Raw genomic sequence first — 21,009 nt, 5'->3', positions numbered from 1 at the left:
TCGGACGTAAACGGCGGACGCCTCGCGAGGGTTCCCGGAGCGGGCTCTCACCGTGTGTCGACCGCCACACCGGCGGCCATTTCACCCAGTCTCATGCGGAGTGTCTTGACGTCCGCGGGTGAGACGGTGACCCATTCGCGGCCGTCCGGACCGGCCTGTGACGTGCTGAGATAGCGGCCGCTGGCGGTGTCGAACCAGCCGAGGACGCGGGACCGCTGCTTGGCGCCGACATGGGACCGGCTGTTCGCTGCGAGCTGACCGCCGCGGAGCCTCGGCTGGCCGGTGAGCTTGCCGAACGCCTCGCGCGGGTCCGCGGTGATGCGTTCGCTGAGCGAGACGCGCGGCTTGTCCTTGCGGCGGGACTTCGCCGCTTCGGGCTCTTCGGACTGCTTCGTCGCGTTGATGGCGGCGCGGATCGGCTCGGTGCGGCGGGCGTCGTCGATCGGCAGCGTGATGGACGCCTCCGAACCGCGCTGCCCCGGGGGCAGCAGGTCGACGACCGCGGTCGGGAGCCCGTCGGCGGGTGCCTCACGCAGCCAGATCCCGGACTGGTCCTGGATCGCGATCACCGCGTCGCGGCCGTCGGTGGCGCCGAGCACGGCGATCGTCGGGGCCTGGAAATCGGGGATGTGCAGCGCGTCGATGGTCAGCGAACCGCGGGCGAGGAGGTACAGCCAGTCCTCGATCCTGCGGTCCAGCCGGCCCCGGCCGTCGCGGATGCCGCGGGCCTGGAGTTCGTTGTCGACGCGCTGGCGCAGCGCCCGCCGTTCGAGCTCGGTCGCGCCGTGCGACCGGACGCGCAGCGGGTACGGCAGGTCGCCGAGCTCGGCGGACTCCCAGAGGAAGTCGAACGCCATTGGCGTGAAATGTTCCTGGTGCATTGCTCCGTGCCCTCCCGGCACCTCGGCTTCTGGGCCTCGGGACGCCCAGCGGGTTCACGATAGCGAAGGGGTACGACAGTCGTCGTCCGGATGCGCTAAGTGCCCGGGTCGCCAAATGTCAGGAAAGGGTCGTTCAGGACGAAAAATGTCAGGAACGACCCTTTCATGACATTTCGAAGAGGGGTCAGCGCGCGAGAGAAGCGTCGGAAGCGATCTTCCCCAGCATCTCCGTGAGCCGGTGCCGCAACGTCGCCGGATCCGCGGGCGCGACGGTGATCCAGTCCCGGCCGTCGGCACCGCGGGTGGCCTGGGTGAAGTACCGGCCGGACTGCGTGTCGAACCAGCTCAGCACCGAAGACCGGCTCCGCGTGCCGTGTTTGCTGCGCGCGTTCGCGCCGAACTGGCCACCGCGAAGCCGCGGCTGGGCCTGGAGCCTCGACAGGGCCTTGCGGTCCTCGTCGGACGTCGCCGTGCCGTCGATCTGCGGCTGACGGCGCTGGAGGAAGTCCGCCCCCGAGGCGCCGACGAGACCGTCCAGCGGGAGGGTGATCGACTTCTCCGTGCCGCGGGTCCCCGGCGGCAGGAGGGAGACGATCGCGCTCGCGAGGCCGTCCGGGGCGATGGGGTGGAAGTGGAAACCGCGCGGGTCCTGCACCGTCAGCAGGCCTTGGCCGCCGAGCAGGGACGCGACCGCGAGCAGCGGTTCGGTGTTGGGATTGTTGAGCTGGACGCAGTCCAGGCTCAGGTCCGGCCTCGCGAGGACACCGAAGTAGTCCTCGATATGCGGCTCGGGGCGTCCGCGCTCGTCGGCGAGGCGGCGCTGGTTCAGCGACTGGAGCGTCTGCGTGCGCAGGGCGCCGCGCTCGTCCATGGTCGCCCCGTGCGAGCGGAGCCGTAGCGGGTACGGCAGCTCTCCGGCGTTCGCGCCCTCCCAGAGGAAGTCCAGCTCGACCGGGGTGAGCAGTTCACCGTTCGCCATCTTCGGCCCCCAAACAAGTCAGCGGGCGCGCGGCCGATCGGCCGCGCGCCCGGTGAAAACCGTTCTAGCGTTCGTCGTCTTCGGTCCAGGCGCCGATGACCGGCGGCGGGGTCGCCTCGTTGGCGCCGAAGGCGTCGTCCGGGTCCGGCTCGATGAGGAACGACGCGTGCGTGTGCTCCTCCTCCTGCTCGGCCTGCGCGCCGTGGGCGCCCATGCCCATGCCGCCCATGCCCTGCATCGGCGGGGTGGCGCCGCCACCGATGGTGCCGCTGGAGGACACGATGCCCTGCTGCGGCACGGCCTGGGACGCCGCGCTCTGCGCGGGCCCGCCCTTTTCGGTGGCCGCGGCGTCGGTGCTGTCGGTGTCCTTGGCGCCGGACTTGTTGCCCTGTCCGAGCGCCTTGGCACCGGCGTAGCCGAGAGCGCCGCCGAGACCGGCCGCGGTGAGGGCCTGGCCGAGTCCGTTGCCGCCGCTCGCCGGGGCGTGCGGGGTCATCGGGGCACCCGCGCCGGAGGCGACGCCGGCGCCCGGCGCGACGCCGGAGGCCGGGACGTTCGCGGCGGGGTTGTAGCCGGCCTGCGAGAACACACCCGAGTCCGGACCGGCGTGGATCGGAGCCGCGCCGCTGCCGTGCGCGCCGCCGTAGCCGTGCGTACCGGCGAAGACGGGGGTGCCGGAGACGGCGCCGGAGTTGAGGCCACCGCCGCCGATGTTGCCGACCCCGCTGAACGAAGCGCTGTTGTGCGTGGCGGTCGGCTTCATGCCGAGGGATTCGGGGCCGAAGCTCGGGGTCGAGCTGTCGACCTCGCTCATCTCCTTGGTGTAGGCCTCGAGGAACCTGGCCTGCTCCGCCCGCACTTCCTTGTCCTGGTCGGCGAGGGGCTTCTGGTCGGTGATCATGCCGACCGGGCCCGCCGCCAGCGCCTGGCCCATGGCCTTCTCGGGGCTGTAGTCGGTCGGCTTCGGCATGAGCTTGACCTTGGTGGCGGCGTCGGCCTGCTTCTGCAGCCGGTCCGACATCGTGTGCGCGGCCTCGGAGGCCTGCGAGCCCGAGTTCGCGATGGCGACGAGCGAACCCTGCGCGGCCGCCGCGCCCTGCCCGATCCAGGCGGAGCCCAGTTCGGAGATCGCGTTGTAGAGGTCGTTCGACGCCTGGCTCAGCTTGCTGCCGTGCGAGCTCCACGACTGGCTGATCGCGGTCGCGGTGCTGGGGTCGTTGCCGAGGTTGGCCTGGTTCCACAGGTCCTGGCTGCTCGGGGCGCTTTCCCAGTTCGGCGGGTTGGTGATGGCGCGGTCCGCGCCGATGTCGAACCCGTCGGAACGGCCGCGCGCGGACGACACGATGTTCGCGGCTTCGGTGTTGTCGCCGAGCTGGACCGGCGCGCCGCTGGTGTTGCTCTCGCCGTAAGAGTCGGCGCTGTGCTTCGGTGGCATGGCTTTCTGACTCCCCCTCAGACGTTCCGGAACGGCTCGGCCGCGGCCTGGTCGATCTCGTGGTAACGGGCCATCGCGGTGACGATGCCGGCCTCGGCCGCCTCGTACTGCTGGTAAAGGTTCTGGAGGGCGGCGGTGTAGGAGTCGCCGCCGCCGTCGGCCCGGTTCGCGACCTTCGCCGCGATCGCGTTGCCGACCGGGTTGTTGCCCAGCTTCGGCGCCTGCCCGAGGTCGCCGGCGCTGTGGAGCAGCGCTTCGACGGCGTCCTTGCCGGTGCGGATCTTGTTCAGTGCGGTCTGGGCCGCGTCCGGGTCGATCCCGACCTGCCCCTGAGCCGCGGCGTTCTTGAACGCGTTCGCGTCCGCCAGGCTGCTGTTCCCCATCTGAGCTCTCTCCGTTTCCCCCGGGCCAGGCCACGACGGCTTCGTGGCAAAGGTCTTCGCATAGGTTAACGCACTTGATCGCAGCCTATGACGCGTTCTCCGCGCTCAGGGTTCCGCATTTCCCCGCGAACGGGCAAGCGGTTCTCAGGACGTGTAAACGTGCGGATCCAGGGTGCCGATGTAGGGTAGGTCCCGGTAACGCTCCGCGTAGTCCAGGCCGTATCCGACTACGAATTCGTTAGGGATGTCGAACCCGATGTACTTGACCGGTACGTCGACCTTGACCGCCTCCGGCTTGCGCAGGAGCGAGACGACCTCCAACGACGCCGGGTTCCGGCTCGCGAGGTTCTTCAGCAGCCAGGACAGGGTCAGCCCGGAGTCGACGATGTCCTCGACGATGAGCACGTCGCGGCCGGCGATGTCGCGGTCGAGGTCCTTGAGGATCCGCACCACGCCGGACGACGACGTCGCCGAGCCGTAGGACGAGACCGCCATGAACTCGAGCTGGGAGGGAAGAGGGAGAGCCCTGGCGAAGTCGGTCATGAACATCACCGCGCCCTTGAGCACGCCGACGAGCAGGAGGTCTCCCTGCCCGGAGCCGGGGCCGTCGGCCGGGTAGTCCGCGGCGACCTGTGCGGCCAGCTCGGCGATCTTGTCGTTGATCTGCTGCTCGGTGACGAGCACGGAGGCGATCTCGCCTTCGTACACAGGACGTTCCCCTCTAGGTGGTGGACTGGGGTGTTTCGAGCAAGAGCCTGCCATGCGCCCGCTTCGCCACCAAGTCGCCGGGTAGCCAGACCCCGCCCTGACCCCGCCAGTTCCCCACCAGCGCGTCGACCGAACGCAGATGGGCGTCGGTGAGCTCGCGGACCCCGGAGTCCAGCAGCCACCTGCGGAGGACGCGTCGCCGCAGCGCGGGCGGTTCGGTGGCGAGCACTGAGACGTCGAGCCCTTCGCCGGTGAAAGCCCGCAGGTGGACCTCGCCCGCGAGTGTGTCCAACGCCTCGGTGTCCTCGCGCAGTTGCGCCGCCGTGCGGGCGAGCGAGGCCGCGACCCCGCCGGACAGCACCTCCTCCAGCAGGGGCAGTACTTCCGTCCGTAACCGGACACGGGTGAACCGCGGGTCCGCGTTGTGCGGGTCCTGCCACGGGTCGACGCCGAGCGCCGCGCAAGCCCGGCGAGTGGTGGCGCGGGTGACGCCGAGCAGCGGCCGTCCCCATGGCGGGTCGAGCGGCCGCATCCCGGCCAGCGAACGCGGACCGGAACCCCGGCCGAGGCCGAGCAGGACGGTTTCGGCCTGGTCGTCGAGGGTGTGGCCGAGCAGGACGAGGCCGTGCCCGTCCGGCAGCGCCGAACGCAAGGCGCCGTAGCGGGCCCGGCGGGCGGCGGCTTCCGGGCCACCCGCGCCCTCGACGCGCACCTTCAGGACTTCGGCGGTGTCGGCGCCCAGTTCCCGTGCCGTGTCCGCGGCGCGGGCGGCGGTTTCGGCGGAACCGTCCTGGAGGCCGTGGTCGACGACGAGCGCGCACACCTTCAGCCCCGCGCGGCCGCCGGTGAACGCGGTGGCTTCGGTCAGCGCCAGGGAGTCCGCGCCGCCGGAGACCGCGACGTACACCTCGTCGCGCGGGCTCGCCGACGCGAGGAACTCCCGCACGGCCGTCCGCACGGCCGCGATCGCGGGATCAGGTCCGCTCACCCGTGCAGGCGCCGCACCCAGGCCGCCGGATCGCCGATCTCGGCCCTGGTCGGCAGTGTGTTCGGCGACGTCCACACGGCGTTGAAGCCGTCCATGCCGACGGCGTCGACGACGTGCTTGGTGAACTTCGCGCCCTGCTCGTACTGGCGCAGCTTCGCGTCCACGCCGAGCAGGCTGCGCAGCACTCGGTCGATCAGGCCGCCGCCCTTGCGCCGGGCGGTGAACCGCGAACGGATCAACTCGACGCTCGGCACCACCTGCGGTCCGACGGCGTCCATCACGAAGTCGGCGTGCCCCTCCAGCAGGGTGGAAAGGGCCAGCAGCCGGTCGAACACCGCGCGTTCGCCCGGCGACTGCAGGAGTTCGGCGAGACCGGCGCCGCCCGTCCTGCCCTTGCCGATCTGCTTGATGGTGTCCGGCAGACGGCCGACCAGATCGCTCAGCCCGTCCGCGTCCCGGCCGGCGAGCCCGCCGATCAGGCGCTCGACCTCGTCGGCGAAGTAGTCGCGCAGCCAGGTGACGGCGGTGAACTGCAGCCGGTGGGTGCATTCGTGCAGGCAGACCCACAGCCGGAAGTCGTGCCCCGGCACGTCCATCGCGCGCTGGGCGGCGACGACGTTCGGCGCGACGAGCACCAGCTGCCCGCCGCGGTCCGGTCCGCCGAACGGGTCGTACTGCCCGAGCACGCGGGACGCCAGGAAGGCGAGCACGAGACCGGTCTGGACACCGGCGCCACCGGCCAGCACCGGCGCCAGCGGGCCACCCTGCGCCTCCGGCAGCGCGCGACCGGTGAGCGCGTCGAGCCCGGCCGCGGCCGAACGGACCCAGCCGGGCCGGTCGACGACTTCGGCGGGCAGAAGCGGCAGGTCGAGGCCGAGCCCGGTCAGCTCGCGGACGTGCCCCTCGGCCTCGCTCGTCAGGTCACGTAGCTCGGCGACGGCTTCTTCGGCCTCTTCGCGGTCGACCACCGGACCGCCACGCACCAGGAGGGCGCCCGTCGAGGCGGCCAGGGACCAGTCGACCATCGAACGTGTCTTGGTCGGCGTTTCCTCAGTCACTCTTATGACGCTACCCGCTGGAAGACCGGTTTCCGTCCCGAGTTCCTCACGCTCCGATTCCGGTCGCTCACCTGCAGCCGCATTTGTGCAGGGTCGCCGCGACGACGTCGAGCGCGGCCCTGCCCTTGTTCTGATCCGAACCGGACGACATCAGCGCGAACACCAGCATCCGGCCGTCGGTGTCCAGCACCACTCCCGCCAGGGTGTTCACCCCGGACAACGTCCCGGTCTTGCCGCGCACCCAGCCCCGGCCCGCCGACGACGCCGGATCGCCGTAGCGCTTCTCCAGCGTCCCGCTGCCGCCCGCGACGGGGAGGCCCGCCAGCAGCGGGCGCAGCTTGGGCGTCCTCGGATCCTTGCCGTCCGGCGCCGCCGCGACCGCGAGGATCTCGCTGAGCACCTTGGCCGGGATCTTGTTCTGGTCGGACAGCCCGCTGCCGTCGTTGATCTGGACCCCGGTGAGGTCGAATCCGGCCTGCTTGAGCACGTCCATCGTCGCGGCCGCGCCGCCGGTGAACGACGGCTCGACGCCCTTCGCGAGCGCGAGCTGGCGGGCGAGCACGTCGGCCATCAGGTTGTCCGAGAGCTGAAGCAGCGAGTTGGCGAACTCGGTCAGCGGCTGAGACTTGACCTCGCCGAGCACCTTCGCGTCCTTCGGCGCCGTCGTCGTACCGCCGGCTTGGGCTTCGAGCTTCCCCGCGATCTTCTGGGTCAGCGCGGCCGCCGGATTCGCGACGCGGGGCGAGTGGTCGTTCTTCGGATCGGTGCGGCCGCCGTCGGCCATCACGGGGAGGACCGGCGCCATGTAGGTGTTCCCGGCGGCGGTGTCCTCCGGGTCCCAGCCCTTCGCGGCCGTCGGCCCCTTGAACAGGCTGACGTCCAGCTGGACCTTGGAGATCTTGCCGCCCACGGCCTTCTTGACCTGGGCGACGAGGTCGTCGACATGCGCCGCGCCCGGGTACAGCGGCGAATCGGTGCCCAGCGGCAACGCGGTCAGCGACGGGTCGCCGCCCGCGACGAGGACGACCGTGCCCGGCTCGGCGCCCTGGACGATCTTCGTCGAGAACTGCGTCCCGTGCTCCATCGACAACAGCGCGGCCGCGACGACGAGGATCTTCGTGGTCGACGCCGGGGTCAGCGGGGTGCCGGAGTTCTTGTCCCACAGGACCTCACCGGTCGCCGCGTCCACGACGGTGCCGGTGAGCGTGCCCAGGTCCGGCGCACCGGCCGGACCGGCCAGCGCGGCCGCGAGACCGTCCTTCGTCGGCCCCGCGCCATTGATGTCCGGCCCGTGCAGGACGCGGGTGACACCGGCGGGCTTGGGGATCTCGCCCTTCGGCGCGTTCGGCGCCCAGGGCAGGCCGAGCCGGTTCGACACCTTCGGCATCGCGGCGGCGCCGCCCATCCCGGCGAGCAACAGGACGACGACCAGCGTCGTGATCAGCAGAGCCTTGCGTTTGCGCTTCGGCTTCGGCGCGGGTGCGGATTCGGCCTCGGCGGCCGGGGGCTCCTTGGAAGGCGGCTCGGACTGCTGGATCCCGACGGTCGCTTCGGCGTCGAAGCGCTCTTCGGCGGGCTCGATGCGGACCGGACGCGCGTGCATGGTCGCGGACGGGACGGGCGCGGGCGCCGGCGGCTCGACCCGGCTCGGCTCGGGGCGGCGCTGCTGCTGCGGGGGTTCCTGCCGCGGCTCGGGTCTCGCGAGCTCGTGATCCCGCGTCGGCGTCGGGGCGCCCCGGTCGAACTGCTCCCAGTCGGGTTTGTCCGTTTGCCTCGGCTGGACGGGCTGGACGAAGACCGTCTTCGGCGCTTCGGGCTCCTCGGGCTTGACCGGCTCGACCGGCGTCGCGGGCTCGAAGGCGGACCACTGCGGCGTCGGGGTCTCCGGGACGTCCGGCTCCTCCTCGACCTCGACGACGGGCTGGAACCACGAGCCACTTTCGGGTGTGACCTTCGGCACTGCCAGCTCTTCGGTCTTGCCGTTCGCCAGCCCCGTCATCGGCAGCCAGACGGTGGCCTCACCCTCCCCCTTGGCGCCCTTGGGCTCGGCGGATGAGGTGTCCTTGTCGTCCGACGGCCACATCGGGACATCGTTTTCCGGCACGCAACACTCCTTCATCCACCGTCCGGGGAAGGGGCCAAGCTCACATACGACCACATCGATGCGACCGCCCGGGCCCCCGTGGTCCACACTAGTGAAGACAAGACGATGATTTCGGTGAGCCGTCCGCGACGGCGGGGCGTACCAAAGACGAGAGCAGCGAGGCCGGCGTGGAATTCGACGTCACTATCGAAATCCCCAAGGGGGAGCGCAACAAGTACGAGGTGGACCACAAGACCGGTCGGATCAAACTCGACCGGACGCTGTTCACCGCCACCCAGTACCCCGCCGACTACGGGTTCATCGACGACACCCTTGGCCAGGACGGCGACCCGCTCGACGTGCTGGTGCTCGTCCAGGAGCCGACCTTCCCGGGCTGCCTGATCCGCTGCCGCGCGATCGGCATGTTCCGGATGACCGACGAGAAGGGCCCGGACGACAAGGTCCTCGCGGTCCCGACGAACGACCCGCGGCTCGAGCACCTGCGCGACATCCACCACCTGAACGAGTTCCACAAGCTCGAGATCCAGCACTTCTTCGAGGTGTACAAGGACCTGGAGCCGGGCAAGAGCGTCGAGGGTTCGACCTGGGTCGGGCGCTCCGAGGCCGAGGCCGAGATCAAGCGTTCGCTCGACCGTGAGACCGACCGGCTGGCCAAGGAGGCCATCGACGGTCCGGCGGCTCACTAGCTCGTCAGAGCTTCGAAGCGCGTGAAGGCCCCCTTCCCTCGGCTCAGCCGAGGGAAGGGGGCCTTCACGCGTTGAACTACGCCGAGTAGCCCGGGATCGGGAACGGCGCCAGGAACTCGCGGATCTCGGCGGCGATGGTGTCCAAAGCGGACTGTTCCTCGCCCGCCGCCGCGGTGATCGTGCGGTCGATCCACTCCGCCACCTTGACCTGGTGCTCCGGCTCGAGCCCGCGGGTGGTGATCGCGGAGGTGCCGAGCCGGATGCCGGACGGGTCGAACGGCTTGCGCGGGTCGAACGGCACGGTGTTGTAGTTCAGTTCGATCCCGGCGCGGTCCAGCGCCTGCGCGGCCGGTTTGCCCGGCACGTTCTTGTTCGTCAGGTCGATCAGCAGCAGGTGGTTGTCGGTGCCGCCGGACACGAGGTCGTAGCCCCGCTCCACCAGCGCCTCCGCCAGCGCCCGCGCGTTGGCGACGATGCGGTGCGCGTACGCGGAGAACTCCGGCTTCTGCGCCTCGCCGAGCGCGACGGCGATCGCGGCGGTCGTGTGGTTGTGCGGGCCGCCCTGCAGGCCGGGGAACACCGCCTTGTCGACGGCCTTCGCGTGGTCGGCGTCGGAGAGGATCATCGCGCCGCGCGGGCCGCGCAGCGTCTTGTGCGTGGTGGTGGTGATGACCTGCGCGTGCCCGACCGGCGACGGGTGCGCACCACCGGCGACCAGCCCCGCGATATGCGCGATGTCGGCGACCAGCACGGCGTCGACCTCGCGGGCGATCTCCGCGAACGCCGGGAAGTCGATGGTGCGCGGGATCGCGGTGCCGCCCGCGAAGATCAGCTTCGGCCGGTGCTTCAGCGCGAGTTCGCGGACCTGGTCGAGGTCGACACGGCCGGTCTCCTTGCGGACGCCGTAGCGGACCGGGGTGAACCACTTGCCGGTCGCGGACACGCTCCAGCCGTGCGTGAGGTGGCCGCCGTCCGGCAGCGCCATCCCGAGCACGGTGTCGCCCGGCTGCGCGAAAGCGAGGTACACCGCGAGGTTCGCCGGGGAACCGGAGTACGGCTGGACGTTCGCGTGGTCGACGCCGAAGACGGCCTTCGCGCGCTCGATGGCGAGGGTCTCGACCTGGTCGATGAGCTGCTGGCCCTCGTAGTACCGCTTGCCCGCGTAGCCCTCGGAGTACTTGTTGGTGAGGACGGTGCCCGTCGCCTCGAGTACGGCCTGGGAGACGTAGTTCTCGGACGCGATCAGGCGGATCTTGTCGTGCTGGCGTTTCGCCTCGTCCTCCACGAGCCCCGCGATCTGCGGGTCGGCGGCGGCGAGCGCGGAAAGTTCGGGCTGGTGTGTCATCGGACGTACTCCTGCCGGAGACGGCCGGACCCAGGCGCGCGGTACCGGCCTTGTCGTCGCTTCCCGGTGGTGCTCCACCTCAAATGGCGCCAGTCGCTGGTGCGGACCAGCCTAGAGCACGGCGCGAGGCCCGGCGTGCGGACGATGCCCGGCGCACCACCGGCGGCTGCATCCGGCCGTGCGGTCGCAGAACGCCTGTGCGCAGACGGCACAGCGTTTGATCCGCCGCCAGCCACCGAACACGACGAGTTCCGCCAACCCGGACGCTCCCGCGACCAGGTCACCGCAGCCGGGCCACGCCGTCACGTGCACCAATCGCCACCCCTTTCCGGACTCGACCAGCCGCGGCGCGGCACCGTTCCCGGCGAGGATCCGGTTGAGCCGGTCGGCGGCGGCGGGTTCGTCCGGCAGCGCCGATACGACCCCGGCGAGCCACGGATTCCCTTGGGCCAGCAGCCTTTCCGCGACTTCGAGAGCCGGGTCGAGGTCGCGGAAAGGCGGGACGATCACGTGCTTGCGCGTCACGGTTCTTCGATCGCGACGCCCATCGAGCGAGCGGTGCCCGCGATCGTGCGCATGGCCGCTTCGACGTCACCGGTGTTGAGGTCCGGCAGTTTCCGCTCGGCGATCTCGCGCAGCTGTTCCCGGGTCAGCTTCCCGGCGACCTCATGCCCCGGGCGGCCGGATCCCTTGCCGCCCAAGGCCTTCTTGATGAGGAAGGACGCCGGCGGGGTCTTCAGCCGAAGTTCGAAGGAGCGGTCTTCGAACACCGACACGACCACCGGGACGATGTCGCCCCGCTGCGCCGCCGTCGCCGCGTCGTAGGCCTTCTTGACCTCGACGAGGTTCACGCCGGTCTGCCCGAGCGTCTTCCCGAGGTCGACCACCGGCGCGTTGCCGGCGGTCAACTCGAGGGTCGCCTGATGGGTTTTCTTCTTCGACTTCGGTGCCATGCGCCGAAGCTATGGTCTCCAGTTACTGGAGAGTCAATCGATCGGTTTGACGGTCTCCGCGTGACGGCGCGCCAGCTCCTGGTAGATCACCGCGTTGTGCTCGACCCAGCCGCGGGCGGTGCCGTCGAGCGGGACGTGCTTCTTCGCCGGGCTGCCCATGGCGACCGTCTCCGGCGGGATGACCATGCCGGGCGTCACCGTGGCGCCGGCGGCGACCAGCGCCTTCGCGCCGATCTGGGCCTTGTCGAGCACGGTCGAGCCGTTCCCGATCAGCGCCTGCTCGCCGACCGTGCAGTCGTGCACGAGGCACTGATGCCCGACGGTGGCGTTCTTGCCGACCTCGGTCACGCCGCCGTTGACGTGGATGACCGAGTTGTCCTGGATGTTGGCGCCCTCGCGGACGATGATCTTCCCGAAGTCGGCGCGCAGCACGGCGCCGTACCAGACGGAGGCGCCCTTCTCGACGACGACGTCGCCGATCAGGGTGGCGGTGGGGGCGATCCACGCTTCGGGATCCACCTGGGGCCGCAGCCCCTCGAATTCGAACATCGGCATGCCCCGCACCCTATGCCGAAAGTCCGTGAAGGCCTCCTTGAGAGACCCAGAGTCCCTCAAGGAGGCCTTCACGGAACGTCGCTCAGCCGATGGCGGTGTTCAGCAGGAGGTCCACGGCCTTGTCGTTACGGGTGGTCTCCCGGACGATCACCTCGTCGGGAGGGTAGAAACCGGGGTTCGAACCCCGCGGGTACATCTCGAAGGTGAAGCTCAGGATCTTGTGGGTGCCCCACATCCAGTCGTCGATCGTCCCGTCGGTGATGTACAGGTCGCTCGACTGCTGCGGCGTGTAGCCGTTGGTCGCCGCCAGCTGCCGCCCCAGCGTCTGGAACCGCTGCGCCTCGGCCGCGGTCATCCCGGGTGCGGTGTCGTTGTAGGTGAAGCCGAACGGCCACAGCACGAGCTCCGAATAGGTGTGGAAGTCGATGCTCGCCTTGATCTGCTGGACGCCGCCGATCTTGCGCGAGTTGACGAAGTTGGACACCGCGCGGGTCTCCGGCGCGGAGAACGCCGACGGGCCGCGGTAGGTCTCGCTGGTGGTCGAACCCGACGAACCGCCGCAGCAGCCCCAGTTGTAGCCCCAGTTGCGGTTGGGGTCGGTGCCGTTGCCCTGGCGGTTCTTGCGCCAGTACTTGTAGCTGCCGCCGGAGATGTCGTACTCCGAGCCGTCGGGGTTGACGTTCGGGATCACGTAGATCTCGGTGCTGTCGACGAACCGCTTGATCGCCGGGTCCGAGGCGTAGCCCTGGGTGAACCGGTTCACGATCCGCAGGCACATCTCGGTGGTCAGGTGCTCACGCGCGTGCTGGTTGCAGGTGAACAGGACTTCCGGCTCGTTCTCGTCCGTGCCGACGTTGTCGCTGATCTTCAGCATGTTCAGCGCCCGGCCCTGATACGAGTTGCCGACGCTGCTCAACCGCGCGATCGACCCGTAGTTCGACTGGGCGTTGCGCAGTTCCGTCGTCACTTCGGCGTAGTTGTGGTAGCCGGAGTCCGACGGCGGGAAGTCGCTGATCGCGTTGGTGCCGACCTTCTCCGACCGGTCGACCACGCCGCGCTGCTCGACGCGGTAGCCGAGCGAGCGGATCTTCGCCGCGTCGCGCGCCTCTCCGATGAACGTGGTCGTGCCGCCCGCGGAGCCGAGGATGTCGACGCCCAGCCGGGAGATCTGGGTGCGCTGCTGGGAGGTCCCGGTGCCGAAGACCTCGTAGATCTGGACCTGCGCGTCCTCGGCCTGCTGGTCCGCGGTCGCCGGGCTCGCGGCGACCGGGATGGTGAACGCCGCGACGGCCGCGATCGCCACGGCCATGCACCGTCTTATGCGCATCGTCGTCTCCTAGCTCTGAGGCAGGGGAAGGGGAACCTCACCATGACCGGAGCCGGAAGGGCGAACAATCCGTAACGGTACGGATCTAATGCGTATTTCTAGCCGTAGTTCGCGAAACAGAGCGCTTCGATGTCACCACGCAGTGCGGCGAACGGCCGCCGCCGGACGCGCTGCTGGACGATCGCTCCGAGCAGATAGGACAGTAGGGCCCGCGCTCGCGCCCGCGGGTCTTCGACGTCGAGCGGCGCGAGCAGTTCCGCGAGCAGTTCGGTGATCGAGGTCAGCATGACGTCGATGGCCTGAGGGTGCTGCGCGCGGCCGGCGGCGATCCAGTACTCGAACCAGAGGAAGGCCGCGTTCGGACGGCCGGAGAACTCGGCGAGGAAGGCTTCCAGCGCGGCGAAGAGCCGCTCATCCGGGTGATCGTGTTTCGCCGATATTTTGCGCAAATCGGCGGTGAACGTTGTGATGTGCGCCGCCATCGCGCGGTCGATCAAGACGTCGATGTCCGCGAAGTAGTAATGAATCGCACTCTTCGTGAGCGGCCCGGCGTCCGCGATCGCCCGCACGGTGCAGCCCGCGAGCCCGTCCCTGGCGAGCACGACACGCGCCGCTTCGACGATCTGTTCCTGTTTCTGCAGCTGATTGGGGGAGAGCCGCGCGCTGCGGCCGGGAACGGCGGTCACGAAGTTCCTTACACCAAGTAGTCAGGACACGAGCCCTGAAGTTTAGGGCAAGCGTCCTGTCCGATCACAGCGGGTGAAAAATCTAGGTGGCTAGCCGTCGATCCGTAGCGGACAATGCCCGGCATGGTGACCTCAGGGGACAACGGGTTCAGCCCGGCCGCACGACGGCAGCTGGAGAAGGAACTCGCCGATCTGCGTGCGCAGCGCGACGCGATGGCGCCGCTCGTCGGCGAGCAGGAACGAACCGGCGACGCCGCCGACCAGGCGGAGGTGCTGGACCGCGCGGAGGCCGCCGCCTACCTCGACCGGCGCATCGCCGATGTCGCGGCGAAACTGGAGCACGGCGGCCGTGACAGCAAGGGCCTGCTCCCCGACGGCACCACCGTCACCCTCAGGTTCGCCGACGGCGACGAGGACGAGCTCCACATCGTCACGATCCCCGGCGAGGACGCGGACGCCTCCACGGTCACCTCGGACAGCCCGCTCGGCCTCGCGCTGGTCGGCGCGAAGGAGGGCGACGAGATCACGTACCGGACGCCGCGTGGCGAGACCAGCGCCACCGTCGTCACGCTGAAGCCGCCTGCCTGACCTCGCACTGCCCCCGGATGTCATGAAAGGGTCGTTCAGGACACTTTTCGTCCTGAACGACCCTTTCATGACACTTGAACGCCGGTCAGGCCTTCACGCGCCCGGACGGCACAGCACCGGATTCGCCAGCTCGGCGCACGGCCGATGCCCGTGCGACCGCACGATGTCCTTGCCGACCTGGTTGGTCAGGTACCGCAGGAAGCTCGCGACGAGCGAGTCGGCCTTCGGCTCGCCGAACGTGTACGCGTACTCGGTCTCCCAGAACGGGTACGCCGCGTGGATCGCGCCCTCCAGCGTCGCCTGGTGGCCGCCGATCCGCACCGGCAGCACGTCCTCGCGTTTCGTGGCGGCGCCCAGTTCGCTGTAGCCGAGCGCGCCCGGCACACGCGACACCGCGTCGAGGACGTCGTTCGTGGACGGCTTCGCGCATCGCACCACTCCCGGCTGGGCACCCGGCGCCGGTTTGAGGCAGTCGTCGGAGTTGTCGCCGGGCTCCCGCTTGCCCGCCAGGATCTGCCCCTCGAACGTCCGCCGCGTGCCGGAATCCGAATGCCGGTCGACGAGCCGGACCGGCCGGTCCTTGCCGCCGATCTCCCGCCAGTTCGCGATCTTGCCGTCGTAGACGTCGCGGATCTGCGCGAGCGTGAGGTCCTGGACCCCGGCTTCTTTGTTGATCACGAGCGTGAACAGCGAGAACGCGACCGGACGCGGCAGCAGCTGCGGGAAGCCCTCACCCTTCGCGCCGTCGGAGAACGCCAGCACGCCTTCGTTCCCGGCCTGGTTCAGGCTGCCGAGCCCTTCCGCGCTCCCCCGGGTGTCGAAGACGAACGACGCACCCGGGCACGTCTTCGCGTACGAAGCCGTCGCTTCCTTCAGCACCGGCGCGAACGCCGTCGAGCCGGTGATCGTGAGCTTCCCGGACGCGCAGTCCAGCGGCGGCGGCTTCTCGTCGAAGAACAGCGAGCGGGTCAGCTGGAAGATGCTGATCACCACGAGGAACAGGATGAGCGCGATCACCGAAGTCGTCGGCCCGGTGCGGCTTTTGGTCTCGCGGAGGCTGCCGCCCTTGATCTCGCCGACGACCTGCGGATCGTCGAAATCGTCGGGCGAGCCGTTGGGGATCCGGTCGAGCACGGCGAGGATCTTGTAGTGCGCGCCTCGGTTCAACGGCACCCTCGGCAGGTCGATCACACCCGCCGGCCGCTCGGGATTCTCGTCGCGCGCGCCGAAACCGGAGTCGTCGCCGAAACATTCGTGCAGATGCGGCGAGCTGAGTTCGGTCACCACCATGCCCGCCACGGTGCGGCCGGGGAACTTCACGCGGACGCCGACCCGGTCGTTCTCGTTGACGGCGTAGTCGTCGGTGTCGATGTCGGTGGTGCCGTTGTTCTCGATACGCAGCAGCACGAACGACGGGTCGACGAGGCGCTCGCCGTTCTCGTGCTGCAGCTGCGCCAGCGCGTCGGCGGTCGGCGCGAACCCGCGCCCGGACGCCGTCGGGGTGTCCATCTGCACGCGGTAGCCGAGCCGTTTGCGGCCGACGAGCGCGAACTCCCACAGAAAAGCGACGGCCGGGACGGCGATCCCGGCCACCGCGAGCAGGACGTCCCAGGGAAAGCCTTCCAAGACCAGCCTCCAGGTTCGGGGAATCGAACCTAAGGCCCGTCACGGGCGGGGACGGCGGACTTCAGCCAGTGTTCACCGCCCGTCCGCGAAGGCGTAGTCGTCGAGGTCGAAGAACCGGCTCGTCACCATGGTTTCCAGCGTCGGCGAGGCCCGGAACGGCACGTCCCCGTTAGCGTCGAAGTAGTAGCTGTTGGCCAGTGAACAGCTGTCCTGGAAGAAGACCTGGTGCTTGCGCCGGTCCAGCATGCTCCGGAAGTAGCGGTCGTTGGCCTCGCTCGTGACCTCCACGCGCGTGGCGCCGGTCTTCCTCGCGTTGCGCAGGCAGCGGATGATGTGCGCGGTCTGCGTCTCGATGAGGTTGAAGTACGAGGAACCGTTGTAGCCGTAGGGCCCGAGGATGGTGAAGAAGTTCGGGAAACCGGGGACGCTGACGCCCTGGTAGGCCTGGAACCGGTTCTCTTCCCAGAACTTCTCCAGATCCGCGCCGCCCGAGCCGCGCACGGTGAAGGCGGGCATGTTGCCCTTCTCGAACACCTTGAACCCGGTCGCCAGCACCAGGACGTCGACCGGATGCTCGGTGCCGTCGGCGGTGCGCACGCCGGATTCGGTGATCGCGTCGATGCCGGCGGTTTCCAGCGTGACGTTGTCCCGGTTGAACGTCTGGAGGTACTCGTTCGAGAAGCTCGGCCGTTTGCAGCCCAAGGCGTAGCGCGGGGTCAGCTTCTCGCGGGTTTCGGGATCCTTGACCGCGCGACGCAGATGCGCACGCCCGATCCGCTCGCCGGCGCCCGCGGTCGGCAGCAGGTTGTGGAAATGCGCCGCGAGCGGGAAGGTCACCTCGACGAGCGCCTGACTGGCCAGCCGGGACACCAGTTTCGCGCCCGGCAGCCGCCGCAGCGCGAGGCGCGCCGTCCGGGGCAGCGCGGCGTCGGGTTTGGGCAGGCACCAGATCGGCGTGCGCTGGAACACCGTCAGATGCGCGGCCTCCGGCGCGATGGACGGGATCACCTGCACGGCCGAGGCCCCGGTGCCGACGACGGCGACGCGTTTACCCCGAAGATCCACGCCGTGGTCCCAGCGTGCGGTGTGCATGACCGTGCCGCGGAAAGCGTCGATGCCGTCGATGTCCGGCGGCTTCGGCTGGGTGAGCACGCCGGTGGCGCCGACGACGAACCGCGCCGTCATCGACCACCCTTCGGCGGTTTCGAGGCGCCACAAGTGCGTCTCGTCGTCGAAGGTCGCGGAGACGACCTTGCTGCCGAGGCGGGTGCGGCGGCGGATGTCGTACTTGTCGACGCAGTAGTCGGCATACGCCTTCAGCTCGCGGCCGGGCGCGTAGACCCGCGACCAGCCGGAGATCTGTTCGAACGAGAACTGGTAACTGAACGACGGGATGTCGACGGCCACACCGGGATAGGTGTTCCAATGCCACGCGCCGCCGACGCCGTCGCCTTCCTCCAGCATCAGGAAGTCTTCGAAACCGGCTTGGTGCAGCAGGATCGCGGCCCCGATACCGGAGAATCCCCCGCCGATGATCGCGATCTCGTGGTCCGGTTTCATGCGGGGAGCCCTTCCTTGGCGAACAGTGAGCTGGGCCCGAGCACCACCACATCGGCCTGGTGCTCGATACCTTCGGCGGTGCGGATTCCACCGGGCGCGAAGGCGTAGACCGGCCAGGTGATGAGCTTGCAGCCAGGCCGCCGAAGCGCGCCGTAGTAGCCGAGGCCCGGCGCCGTCCGCCGTGAACCGAAGCGGCGGTCGGGCGTCAGGAGCCTGCGGATCCAGGGGTCTTTCACCTGCCATCGCAGGAAAACCCGGGCGACTGCGACGCCGAGGACGGTCGGGCCGGGCACCGGCATCGGCACCACCCAGTCCGGCTCCTCCTGGAACACCTTCACCGACCGCGCGGTGGCCACCACCTCGGGCACGATCTGCGCCGCCTCGCGGCCGGGCGCGAGCACGGCGACACGCTGCCCGGCGAAGTCGTGCCCGAACCACTCGGTGCCGCGCAGCACCTCGCCCCGGAATTCCCCTAGCGTCATGACGCGACCGGTTCGTGGGTGATCTCCTCGGTCCACGACTGCGGCTTTCCCAGCAGCCGCGCGGGGATCAGCCGGGTCGCCTTCACCATCGGGTCGGCGAGCAGCCGGTGGTAGACGTGCGAACGGTCGACGATCATCGCCGCCTGCGCCTTGAGCACGTGGTACGCCGGGATGCGTTTCGTGAACTCGCCGCGGCCGCCGATGGTGGAGAACCGTTTCACGGCGTTGTACAGCTTCTTCTCCGGCAGGCCCATCGCGACGATGTTGTCCCGCATCTTGTTGATCAGCGGCACGAACACCACGATCAGGCCGAGGACGATCTGGGGTTTGAGCGAGCCGATCGATTCGGTGAGCAGTTTGGTCGTGGATCCGGCGCCGATCAGTTCCAGCACCTCGAAATCGGCCGTGATGTGCCGGGCCTCGTCGGAGTTGATATGCCGGAACACCTGGTGGCACACCGGATCGGAGACCTCGTCCAGCAGGAACTTCACCAGCGCGCCGTCCAGCGCGCATTCCAGCAACGGGATGAGCGTGGCGAGCGCCGTCAGCGGCAGCGTGTCGCCGAAGTCGTCGAGGACCTTGATCGCGAGCTTGACGTTGATGTTCGGCTCGGGCATCGAACCGTGCTCGTCGAGCATGCCCCATCGCTTCATCAACGCGAGTTCCGCGTTGGCGTGCTTCTGTTCCTCGGCGTGGAAGTAGCGGTAGATCTCCTGGATCACCGGGGTCGGCGCCTTCTTGGCCAGCGAGGCGAACCCGCGCGCGCCGACGTGCTCGATCCACACGAGGTCGGCCATGAACGGCCGCATCTTGGCGCGCAGTTCGTCGGTCATCGTCTCGGCGCCGGGCGCGTCCCAGTCGATGTCGGCCAGCGACCACTGCTTGTCCTTGATGGTCTGGAGCATCGCCGCGAAGTCGTAGGCCATCACTTCTCCTTTTCGGCGGGCAGGAACCGGCCGAGCAGACCGGCGATCCGCGTGTACGGGACGGGCACGAACCGTTTGGCGTGCCACAGAAGCTGGGCGTCGGGCTGCGGCACGACGTAGAGGCGTCCACGATCGTGAGCGTCGAGGGTCATCTTCGCGACGCGCTCCGGCGAGAACCCGACCACGTCGGACACCCGTTGTGCGAGGCCGCGCGCCCCGTCTTCGATGAGCTCGCCGCCGAAGATGTTGGTGCGCACGAAGGTCGGGCACAGCACGGTGACCGCGACGCCGGTGCCGGAGAGTTCGGCGGAGAGGGTCTCGGAAAGGCTGACGACCCCGGCCTTGCTCACGTTGTACGCGGCCATCCTCGGCGCGGCGGTGAACCCGGCGGCCGACGCGACGTTGATGACGCCGCCCGCCTTCGCCGCGCGCATGGCGGGGACGAAGGTGTGGCAGCCGTGGATCACGCCCCAGAGGTTCACTCCGAGCGTCCGCTGCCAATCGGACAGCGGGCTCTCCCCGACGAGTCTGCCGCCCGCGCCGATCCCGGCGTTGTTGACGACGAGATCCGGCTCGCGGCCGAGCCAGGACCGCGCCTGGTTCGCCAAGTCCGCGACTTCGTCCACATCGGACACGTCACAGGCGATGGCGACGGCGTTCTCGAGCGTTTTCGCGGTTTCCTCGGCGGCTTCGAGGTCGATGTCGGCGCAAACGACCCGGCTGCCGCGCCGGACGAGCTCGGCCGCGATCGCCCGCCCGATCCCGCTGCCCGCGCCCGTGACGACGGCGTGTGCTCCGTGGGTCCGTTTCGTCATGCCGCCCTCACGATCGCTGGAAGGTTCCCGGTGAGGAAGCGGCAAGCCCGCTCCATCGCCGGCGCCGCCTCGGGGATGAAGCGGGTCAAGGCCTGGAAGACGTGCATCTGGCCGGGGACCACGTCGAGTTCGCAGTCGGCTCCCCCGCGGCGCAGGGCCCTGGCCAGCTCGATGGCGTCCGCGGCGAGCATTTCGCGCCCGCCCGCCTGGATGATCGTCGGCGGGAAACCCTTGATGTCGTCGAAGGCGAACCGCAGCCGCTCCGACGCGAGGTCGGCGTCCACTGTGTACAGACCGACCAGCCGCGCGGCCGCGGCGGCGGAGATCATCGGATCCGGGCTCATCCGTTCTCGTTGAGCGGCCAACGAAAACGTCACGTCGAACAACGGTGAGAAGAGCGCCAGTGCCGCAGGCGGTTCTCGATGCTCGCGGAGCAGCTGCGCGGCGAGGTCGACCGCGAGATGCCCGCCCGCGGAGTCGCCCGCCACGAGGATCCGCCGATAACCCTGGTCGAGCAGCCGGTCGTAGGCCTCGCGGACGTCGTCGGCGGCGCTCGGGAAACGGTGCCGCGGCGCGAGCCGGTACTCGCAGGCGAAGACCGGCAGTCCGGTGCCGGCGGAAACCCGCGTGGTCAGCCCGCGATGCGTGCGCGCCGAGCAAAGGGCGTAACCGCTGCCGTGGATGTAGAGGACCACGGCGTTGCCCTCGCTCGTCCCGGGCGCGCGGACCCACTCGCCGCGGATGCCCGGCTCGATGCGGCTCCCCTTCAACGGTGGCGACGCCAGCCACAAACTGCTCGCGATGAAGGCCCGGGAGAACGCGACCCCCGCGCGGTTGGCCGGGATCGCGTTGGCGATCGGCCGCACGAAAGCGGACGTCAGCGCGGAGGCCAATCCGGCACGCAGGCCATTCTGCGGTCGCATG

Annotated in this window: 22 protein-coding genes; 2 read left to right on the top strand and 20 right to left on the bottom strand. The window is 69.6% G+C overall.

Annotation, left to right across the window (positions count from 1 at the left end; all coding sequences use genetic code 11):
- Nucleotides 1-47 precede the first annotated feature (47 nt).
- The 8 genes from DMC64_RS09345 to dacB all read right to left on the bottom strand — a co-directional run bounded on the left by DMC64_RS09345 (nt 48) and on the right by dacB (nt 8,536).
- Nucleotides 48-881 (bottom strand): ESX secretion-associated protein EspG, encoded by an 834-nt coding sequence (locus DMC64_RS09345; RefSeq protein ID WP_125733204.1) that lies wholly within the window; start codon nt 879-881, stop codon nt 48-50.
- Nucleotides 882-1,065: 184 nt separating this feature from the next.
- Entirely contained in the window at nt 1,066-1,860 is a 795-nt protein-coding gene (locus DMC64_RS09340; protein WP_125733203.1) for an ESX secretion-associated protein EspG, read from the bottom strand.
- Between the two features lie 64 nt (nt 1,861-1,924).
- Nucleotides 1,925-3,295, bottom strand: coding sequence for a WXG100 family type VII secretion target (locus tag DMC64_RS09335; RefSeq protein ID WP_125733202.1), 1,371 nt, complete (start codon nt 3,293-3,295; stop codon nt 1,925-1,927).
- 17 nt (nt 3,296-3,312) lie between these two features.
- Complete coding sequence (locus tag DMC64_RS09330) at nt 3,313-3,678, bottom strand: hypothetical protein (protein WP_037335204.1); 366 nt, start codon at nt 3,676-3,678, stop codon at nt 3,313-3,315.
- A 144-nt stretch (nt 3,679-3,822) separates the two neighbouring features.
- The gene (gene hpt, locus DMC64_RS09325) at nt 3,823-4,386 is read right to left on the bottom strand and encodes a hypoxanthine phosphoribosyltransferase (protein WP_016337783.1); all 564 of its coding nucleotides are present in this window, start codon (nt 4,384-4,386) and stop codon (nt 3,823-3,825) included.
- Nucleotides 4,387-4,399: 13 nt separating this feature from the next.
- A complete protein-coding gene (gene tilS, locus DMC64_RS09320; RefSeq protein ID WP_125733201.1) occupies nt 4,400-5,374 on the bottom strand; it encodes a tRNA lysidine(34) synthetase TilS in 975 nt (324 codons plus the stop codon).
- Nucleotides 5,371-6,399 carry a zinc-dependent metalloprotease gene (locus DMC64_RS09315; RefSeq protein WP_125733675.1) on the bottom strand — a complete coding sequence of 343 codons (1,029 nt, stop codon included), beginning with the start codon at nt 6,397-6,399 and terminating at the stop codon, nt 5,371-5,373. Before DMC64_RS09315 ends, tilS begins: the two co-directional genes overlap by 4 nt.
- 100 nt (nt 6,400-6,499) lie before the next feature.
- Nucleotides 6,500-8,536 carry a D-alanyl-D-alanine carboxypeptidase/D-alanyl-D-alanine-endopeptidase gene (dacB, locus tag DMC64_RS09310; protein ID WP_199754942.1) on the bottom strand — a complete coding sequence of 679 codons (2,037 nt, stop codon included), beginning with the start codon at nt 8,534-8,536 and terminating at the stop codon, nt 6,500-6,502.
- Nucleotides 8,537-8,703: 167 nt separating this feature from the next.
- On the opposite strand from dacB, the gene DMC64_RS09305 reads away from it, so the two are divergent.
- Entirely contained in the window at nt 8,704-9,222 is a 519-nt protein-coding gene (locus DMC64_RS09305) for an inorganic diphosphatase (RefSeq protein ID WP_016337787.1), read from the top strand.
- 76 nt (nt 9,223-9,298) lie between these two features.
- On the opposite strand, the gene glyA is transcribed toward DMC64_RS09305, so the two are convergent.
- The 6 genes from glyA to DMC64_RS09275 form a co-directional block, all read right to left on the bottom strand.
- The gene (glyA, locus tag DMC64_RS09300; protein ID WP_037335192.1) at nt 9,299-10,567 is read right to left on the bottom strand and encodes a serine hydroxymethyltransferase; all 1,269 of its coding nucleotides are present in this window, start codon (nt 10,565-10,567) and stop codon (nt 9,299-9,301) included.
- A gap of 111 nt (nt 10,568-10,678) precedes the next feature.
- Nucleotides 10,679-11,092, bottom strand: a complete 414-nt coding sequence (locus DMC64_RS09295) for a hypothetical protein (protein WP_125733199.1) — start codon at nt 11,090-11,092, stop codon at nt 10,679-10,681.
- Nucleotides 11,089-11,520 carry a 50S ribosomal protein L11 gene (rplK, locus tag DMC64_RS09290; RefSeq protein WP_037335188.1) on the bottom strand — a complete coding sequence of 144 codons (432 nt, stop codon included), beginning with the start codon at nt 11,518-11,520 and terminating at the stop codon, nt 11,089-11,091. The genes DMC64_RS09295 and rplK overlap by 4 nt, the downstream gene beginning before the upstream one ends.
- Before the next feature lie 33 nt (nt 11,521-11,553).
- Complete coding sequence (locus DMC64_RS09285) at nt 11,554-12,075, bottom strand: gamma carbonic anhydrase family protein (RefSeq protein ID WP_125733198.1); 522 nt, start codon at nt 12,073-12,075, stop codon at nt 11,554-11,556.
- A gap of 82 nt (nt 12,076-12,157) precedes the next feature.
- Nucleotides 12,158-13,384 carry a M14 family metallopeptidase gene (locus DMC64_RS09280; protein WP_125733674.1) on the bottom strand — a complete coding sequence of 409 codons (1,227 nt, stop codon included), beginning with the start codon at nt 13,382-13,384 and terminating at the stop codon, nt 12,158-12,160.
- Between the two features lie 116 nt (nt 13,385-13,500).
- Nucleotides 13,501-14,088: a TetR/AcrR family transcriptional regulator gene (locus DMC64_RS09275; RefSeq protein WP_037335180.1), complete on the bottom strand. Its 588-nt coding sequence runs from the start codon at nt 14,086-14,088 to the stop codon at nt 13,501-13,503.
- 123 nt (nt 14,089-14,211) lie between these two features.
- On the opposite strand from DMC64_RS09275, the gene DMC64_RS09270 reads away from it, so the two are divergent.
- Nucleotides 14,212-14,676 carry a GreA/GreB family elongation factor gene (locus DMC64_RS09270; protein WP_037336264.1) on the top strand — a complete coding sequence of 155 codons (465 nt, stop codon included), beginning with the start codon at nt 14,212-14,214 and terminating at the stop codon, nt 14,674-14,676.
- Between the two features lie 93 nt (nt 14,677-14,769).
- On the opposite strand, the gene DMC64_RS09265 is transcribed toward DMC64_RS09270, so the two are convergent.
- The 6 genes from DMC64_RS09265 to DMC64_RS09240 form a co-directional block, all read right to left on the bottom strand.
- Complete coding sequence (locus DMC64_RS09265) at nt 14,770-16,302, bottom strand: PstS family phosphate ABC transporter substrate-binding protein (RefSeq protein WP_125733197.1); 1,533 nt, start codon at nt 16,300-16,302, stop codon at nt 14,770-14,772.
- A 72-nt stretch (nt 16,303-16,374) separates the two neighbouring features.
- Nucleotides 16,375-17,862 carry an NAD(P)/FAD-dependent oxidoreductase gene (locus DMC64_RS09260; protein WP_125733196.1) on the bottom strand — a complete coding sequence of 496 codons (1,488 nt, stop codon included), beginning with the start codon at nt 17,860-17,862 and terminating at the stop codon, nt 16,375-16,377.
- Nucleotides 17,859-18,344 (bottom strand): FAD-dependent oxidoreductase, encoded by a 486-nt coding sequence (locus tag DMC64_RS09255; RefSeq protein ID WP_125733195.1) that lies wholly within the window; start codon nt 18,342-18,344, stop codon nt 17,859-17,861. The genes DMC64_RS09260 and DMC64_RS09255 overlap by 4 nt, the downstream gene beginning before the upstream one ends.
- A complete protein-coding gene (locus DMC64_RS09250; RefSeq protein WP_037335167.1) occupies nt 18,341-19,270 on the bottom strand; it encodes a hypothetical protein in 930 nt (309 codons plus the stop codon). The genes DMC64_RS09255 and DMC64_RS09250 overlap by 4 nt, the downstream gene beginning before the upstream one ends.
- Nucleotides 19,270-20,085 (bottom strand): SDR family oxidoreductase, encoded by an 816-nt coding sequence (locus DMC64_RS09245; RefSeq protein WP_125733194.1) that lies wholly within the window; start codon nt 20,083-20,085, stop codon nt 19,270-19,272. Before DMC64_RS09245 ends, DMC64_RS09250 begins: the two co-directional genes overlap by 1 nt.
- A complete protein-coding gene (locus tag DMC64_RS09240) occupies nt 20,082-21,008 on the bottom strand; it encodes an alpha/beta hydrolase (protein WP_233629606.1) in 927 nt (308 codons plus the stop codon). The genes DMC64_RS09245 and DMC64_RS09240 overlap by 4 nt, the downstream gene beginning before the upstream one ends.
- Nucleotide 21,009: the final 1 nt, after the last annotated feature.

The organism is Amycolatopsis sp. WAC 04197 (assembly GCF_003947475.1).
In the GTDB taxonomy this organism is placed as follows: Bacteria; Actinomycetota; Actinomycetes; order Mycobacteriales; family Pseudonocardiaceae; genus Amycolatopsis; species Amycolatopsis japonica.
Note: the sequence above shows the minus strand (reverse complement) of the source record. Positions and strands in the feature narration are given on the sequence as shown.